Genomic DNA, 6,359 nt, shown 5'->3' on the forward strand with positions numbered 1-6,359 from the left:
ATATAGATTCCGTTTTTTCTGGTAATTTCTTCGTAAATTGATATAAAGCAATTGCTCCTAAAATAACAAGTATACCTTTAGGGGCATCTAATAACACAGTTTTCCATGTTCCTGAAATTAATAACTCATTACCTGTAGAAGATTTATAATATGCCCCTATATAACCGATAGTAAATTGAATTACAGATAAAGAGATAAATAAACCTAAACCTATTCGAATCCCCTTTTTATTTGTAAACATATTTTTCCCCCCTGTTAATTATTATATTTATATATAAAATTATAATAATTGTTTAATTTTTTGTCAAAGTGATCAGAGTAGAAGGGATTTTTAAATGTCCTGTTATTTGTTAGGTTAGTGATTCCACAACATTGCTAACTAATTAAAATTTTATGGTATCCCCAGAACAAAATTTTGTGCTAACTTGCAACAAAAAGCTTATTTTTTCATTTTAGGGGGTGTTTTGTTTTGTTAGCTTGATAGCGATGTGGTGCTACCCCATCGCTATCAAGTTAAGAAAAGCAAATACCCCAAAACGAAAATTTTCAACTTCTACAGTTAATGAATTAAAAAGCATTCAACTGTTTTTTTCGTTTTGAGGAGATATATATTTCTTAGCTTGTTAATCGTTCGTTCAATAACAAAAAAACTGGATCTATAGAGTGATAACTCTCAATTTAAGTGAAACTTAGCAATCATTCACAGGGAGCAAAGGACGATAAATAACAGGTGATGAAAGTACTACAGATGTGTTTAATTGTCCGTAAGGAATAAGTCGATCTACGAGAGCTGTTACATCTTTCATTGAGGTAACTGCTGCCTTCATAAAATAGCTATTTGCACCTGTCACCCTATGGCATTCTAGAATATCCATTTCCTCTTTAATTATCTCCTCAAATCGGTGGCATTCTATTTTTATGTTTCCTATTTGAATGATTACAAGTGTATTTTTTCCAATTGCCTCATGAGAAATACGTGCTGCAAAACCTTGAATGACCCCATTTTCTTGTAATCGCCGCAATCGTTCATTTACACTAGGGCGACTAAGGTTCAATTTTTTCGATAACTGTATAATTGTTATCCGTCCATCCTCCTGAAGGAGTTCCAATATTTTTCGGTCAATTATATCCAACTCTATTCCCGCCTTTCCTGATTGTAAATAATTATATTATTATTTATTCAAATCATAAAGTAATAAGAGTATAAATTGTTCAATAGTTTATATAAAATGAACATATAGCCTTCTATAATATAATTATACTTAAATATAAAGGAGAGGATGGCTTGTCGCAATCATTGAAGCAAACCATTTCGGTTCCACAAGGCATTGCGTTATATGTCGGAGCTGTTTTAGGATCAGGAATTTTGATATTGCCTGGTATGACAGCGAGTATTGCGGGTGCAAACGCACTAATTTCATGGATTTTTATGATACTTCTTAGTATTCCATTAGCCTGTACATTTGCCTTTCTTTCAATCGATTTTCCCAGCTCAGGAGGTATATTGACTTTTGCAAATAAAGCTTTTGGACATTATGTAGGCGCTCTCACTGGATGGTTTTTTTTCATTGCAGGAAGTGTAGGACAAATCATTGTCTCTTTAACAGGTGGGACTTACATAGCTTTTGCATTCAATTTACCACATTTTTCTACCTATATTATTGCAGGCATATTACTCATAATTGCGGTTATCGGAAACTATGTGGGATTACAAACAAGTGGGAAAGTTCAGTTAAGTTTGGCTGGGCTTACATTGTTCATTTTATTGAGTACATCAGTGTTAGCTTTTCCAGTTATTAACCAAGAGAGTATAGCGCTCCATATTACAAAAAATAGCATCATGCCAATTGGGCAATCTGCAATGCTCATTTTTTGGTCATTTTTTGGATGGGAAGCTATCTCCAGTTTGGCACCAGAATTTAAAAACCCAAGAAAACAAAACATCATGCGATCAACATGGGGAGCTATTGTTATAATCGGTGTTTTGTATTTAGGCATTATTTTGGCTGTGATTGGTACGAGTTCTTATTCAATAGGAGAACAAACTGTTAATGAGGCTATGAATAGTGCAGCACTAGCTCAAGTTGTGGAAAAAGTAGCAGGAGTAAATGGTGCTTGGGTAACAGCAATTCTCGCTTTTATTATATGTTTAGGAACGAACAATGCGTTTATTGCGAGTATGAGTCGGTTAGGTTATTCTTTATCCCATGAACGTTTAGCACCCTCATGGTTGGATAACCTTAACGAAAAATATTCAACTCCTAGCCGTGCAGTTTTATTAGTAGGATTAATTGCAACAATAGGTTTATTGTTAAGTTTTATTTTTGACATTGGATTAGAACAGTTAGTATTTATTCCTAACTCACTAGCAATTGCCACCTATGTTGTTGGTACGGCAGCTGGAGTTAAATTGATTACAAATGTCTTGGGTAAGGTATTAGCTGCGATAGCTTGTATACTTTGTCTTGCAGCTTATCCTTTCATCGGTTCTTTTATCGCGATTCCAATCATTGTAGCCATTTCATGTATTGTGTATATCACTTGGAGAGGAAAAAGGGAGAAATATGGTGCAATAGAAGCGTAGTTCTTATAATTCAATTTTGGAGGTAGGAAAATGAATCATGATGAAAAATTCACGGTAATAAAAGCTGGTTTAAATGAATTAGATTTAGTCACTAGACTTTTTGACAAATATCGAATCTTTTACAAGCAAACATCAAACTTAAAGGAGGCTAAAAAGTTTATTCAGGAAAGAATGGAAAATGATGATTCCGTTATTTTTTTAGCCTTTGAAAATCAAATAGGTGATGTAAAACCGTTAGGATTTGTTCAACTTTATCCATCTTTTTCGTCGGTCGCGATGAAAAAACTTTGGAATTTAAATGATTTATATGTAGAGCAATCAGCGAGACAAAAAGGCGTAGCAAAAGCCTTAATGGAAAAAGCAAAGGAATATGCTTTGGAAACAGGTGCAAAAGGATTAACACTTGAAACAGCTATTGATAATTACAATGCTCAAAGTTTATACGAGTCTATGGGGTATGAAAAGGATGATGAATGTTTTCATTATAATTTCTTTCTTAAATAGAGCGAGAATTTCGAGCTATATTAGGGGTATCGACACATCGCTATCTACCTAACAAAACAAAATACCCTCTAAAATAAAAAAATACGCTATTCTTTCTGTAGAATCATAAGAAAGGATGGCGTTTTTGTATGTCTATTTCTGTATCTGATGAATTACAACTATTTGCTCAAGAAATTCAAAGCTTTTTGTCCCCAAATATCTTACGAGATCTTGCTAGAGATATTGGTTTCGTGCAACGAACCAGTAAATACCAAGCAAAAGATTTAGTCGCTTTATGTGTATGGATGATTCAAAATGTCGCTAAGACTTCTTTAACTCAGCTATCTAGCCGTTTAGAAGCATCAACAGAAGTACTCATCAGTCCTGAGGGACTGAATCAACGATTTAATAAAGCGGCCGTCCAACTTTTACAACACATACTAGCCGAACTACTAAGCAAAAAATTGGCCTCATCTATACCGATTTCTTCTCCATTCACTTCTGTTTTCAAGCGTATTCGAATTCTGGATTCCACCGCATTTCAACTTCCAGATATCTTTTCATTCGTTTATCCAGGTGCAGGAGGATGCAGTCATACAGCTGGGATGAAAATTCAACTTGAGTATGACCTGCTAAGCGGACAGTTCCTACATATTTATACAGGTCCAGGTAAACAACATGATCGAACCTACGGTTCTCTGTGTGTCCCAACTGTAACAGCGAATGATTTATGTATCCGAGATTTAGGTTATTTTCATTTGAAAGATCTTCAACATATACAAGATAAAAAGGCTTACTATATCTCTCGTATCAAATCGAATACACGCATTTATCATAAAAACCCCAACCCTGATTACTTTCAAGATGGAAGAATCAAGAAAGGTACAGAGTATATACAGATAGATATGGAAATCTTAATGAACTCCCTCCAGCCAGGACAAACATGTGAAATATCCGAAGCCTATGTAGGAATGAAGGATAAAGTACCGACTCGTGTGATTGTACATCGATTAACAAAAGAACAACAAAAAAAACGATTACAAGATCAAGTTGTAAGAGAAAAGAAGAAAGGAATGAAGTATTCTCCTCGTAGTAAACGACTCAGTGGTATTAATGTATATATGACAAATACCCCTACAGAAATTGTCCCGATGGGACAAGTACATGATTTGTATTCTTTGCGTTGGTAAATAGAAATTTTATTTAAAACGTGGAAATCATTCTTTCGCATTCATCATTGTAAAAAGATAAAATCAGAACGATTGGAGTGCTATTTATATGGTCAATTAATTGCCATTCTACTCTGTTCTTCCATCATGTTTCAAATGCGTCAATTGCTCCTCAGGAAGAAAAAGCAAGAGCTCAGTGAATATAAAGCCATATATATGATTAAGGACTATTTTTTTCTTCTGTTCCAAACAATACAAAAGGACACCCAAGAGCTATCAAAGGTACTAATTCGCCTATTCAACCTCCTACAGCAAAACGGGCGAAAATCTCATCGATATGAGAAGAAAACAGTCTTTGATATATTAGGTGTCGTTTACAATTGTACCATGTCTGATAATCAAGCGGCTTAAATCAAAAAAATGAAACCCGTTAGGGTTTATTTCGTATGCAAATCTTTAAATTTCCTACATGTAGCCTTTAGAAAAAAGAAAAAACCTCTACTATAATTGCCTTTGCATAAGCTTAGGTTGATAGCAATGTGGTGCTACCCTATGTTTTTAAATGATATATGAGCAGGTCCGTTTAAAAAAGAAAAGGCACCCTAAGGTACCTTTCTCCGACTTGAACCATCTTAATTTTAATAATATGTATGTGGACTCCCATCCACTTACCATTTTACCATATTTATCTATATTGTTTATTGAGAAAAAAGAAAAAGCGCCATAAATCAGAGCTTTTATATTATGGTTAAGTTACCTAAATTACTATTTTCTTGCGCATGTTATCCCCATTTTATGTGCTTTTTTTATTTTATTTCTCCTCTAAAATACGTTCAATATCATTTATACTTAATTTACTTGCTTTAGCAATTGTTTCGAGTGGTACACCTAGTTCATGCATACCTTTAATCATTTGTATTTTTCCTTCTTGGATTCCTTCTTTCTTCCCCTCATTACGAGCATGAGCAACCTTTGCAGCTTCATCCATTAACACTTTTTCCCTTGCCTCATAGGCTTGTCGGAAAGAAGAATCCTGGCTCATGCGTTCCCACTTATTCATTGCTTTTTGTAAAATTGGATCTTGATTCATGGCAATGTCCTCCAATGTTTGAGTTAAGTGTTCATCTTCATTCGCTGGAAGTAATAATAACCAACGAACAAAAGAATCTTCCCAGGGATTTACTTGTTCATTCCGCCACTGTTGCATTAACTTCGGAATCTCAACCATATGAACTTCTATATCATCACTCAATATCTTCTGTTGTTGCTTATTCCACAGGATTCCTGTTGTATGAAACGCTTCATATTCTGGAAACATCACAAAGTTTAACAGATTAATGGTGATAGTTTTATGAAGAGAACTATATGGCATCCCCTTTTGCAATTGCGATGTGAATAGCTTCCCCCAATAATACAAACTTCGTTTGATCATATCGTGATTATTATTGAGCTGTATTTCTACATTTACTTTTGTTCCTGTATCTAATGTAGCTGAAATATCTAAAATCGATAATTTATCCTCTTCATGTTCTCGATGTAAATGTGGATCTTCTAGCTGTAAAGAAACAATAGGTGATTCTAAGGAATCTTGTAGCATCGCATTTAAAAACGCGATGAGAATATCCTCACTACCATTTGTACCAAATAATTGCTTAAAAGCAAAATCGATGCGTAAATTTACTAATTTTTGATTGGACACAGGTTTTTCCTCTCTCTGTCTAATGCTATTTCTTTTTCTTTATTGTACATAAAAACAATCTGGACATGCAAACTTATACAAATATGAATCAAATTTCTAAACTCACTTTTGTCATCAATTTTTGGAGCACTAAAAAGTTACAACATTCAATTGTAATTATCCCTAATTAATATGGTTCCAAAACCTTTACTTTTTGGGACGTTTTTTTATTTTTGATTAAGTAAGTGCTGATTAATTCTATCTTGAATTGCATTTTTAATAAATTCTTCGATGGAACTATTTGTTTCATCTACAATTTTTGTTATAGATTTATACTCGTTACGTGTGAGAGTTACCGGCTTTGTTACGGTATTACTATCTAAATATACACTGTGATTAACACGTTGTATCAGTTTTCCTTCTATTATATAGGGTGCTAAACTAT

The 6,359-nt window shown here is 33.9% G+C and carries 5 protein-coding genes and 2 pseudogenes; 3 read left to right on the forward strand and 4 right to left on the reverse strand.

Annotated elements, in window-relative coordinates; genetic code table 11:
* Positions 1–241: DUF3937 family protein (locus tag BPMYX0001_RS25790; RefSeq protein ID WP_033799399.1), on the reverse strand; the 241-nt coding region annotated here is incomplete at its 3' end.
* Between the two features lie 448 nt (positions 242–689).
* On the reverse strand, positions 690–1,133 hold the full coding sequence (locus tag BPMYX0001_RS25795) for an Lrp/AsnC family transcriptional regulator (protein ID WP_006097120.1): 444 nt from the start codon (positions 1,131–1,133) through the stop codon (positions 690–692).
* 152 nt (positions 1,134–1,285) lie between these two features.
* On the opposite strand from BPMYX0001_RS25795, the gene BPMYX0001_RS25800 reads away from it, so the two are divergent.
* From BPMYX0001_RS25800 to BPMYX0001_RS29730, 3 genes and pseudogenes are all read left to right on the forward strand, one after another.
* Positions 1,286–2,584 (forward strand): APC family permease, encoded by a 1,299-nt coding sequence (locus BPMYX0001_RS25800; RefSeq protein WP_033799400.1) that lies wholly within the window; start codon positions 1,286–1,288, stop codon positions 2,582–2,584.
* Between the two features lie 30 nt (positions 2,585–2,614).
* Complete coding sequence (locus tag BPMYX0001_RS25805) at positions 2,615–3,088, forward strand: GNAT family N-acetyltransferase (protein ID WP_006097123.1); 474 nt, start codon at positions 2,615–2,617, stop codon at positions 3,086–3,088.
* A 128-nt stretch (positions 3,089–3,216) separates the two neighbouring features.
* A pseudogene (locus BPMYX0001_RS29730) lies at positions 3,217–4,647 on the forward strand (IS4 family transposase).
* Positions 4,648–5,047: 400 nt separating this feature from the next.
* Here BPMYX0001_RS29730 and BPMYX0001_RS25815 read toward each other — a convergent pair.
* Positions 5,048–5,935, reverse strand: coding sequence for an Rpn family recombination-promoting nuclease/putative transposase (locus BPMYX0001_RS25815; protein WP_003209727.1), 888 nt, complete (start codon positions 5,933–5,935; stop codon positions 5,048–5,050).
* Positions 5,936–6,141: 206 nt separating this feature from the next.
* Positions 6,142–6,359, reverse strand: a pseudogene (locus BPMYX0001_RS25820) (DNA-binding protein); the annotation flags it as partial.

It is taken from the genome of Bacillus pseudomycoides DSM 12442 (assembly GCF_000161455.1).
Taxonomy (GTDB): Bacteria; Bacillota; Bacilli; order Bacillales; family Bacillaceae_G; genus Bacillus_A; species Bacillus_A pseudomycoides.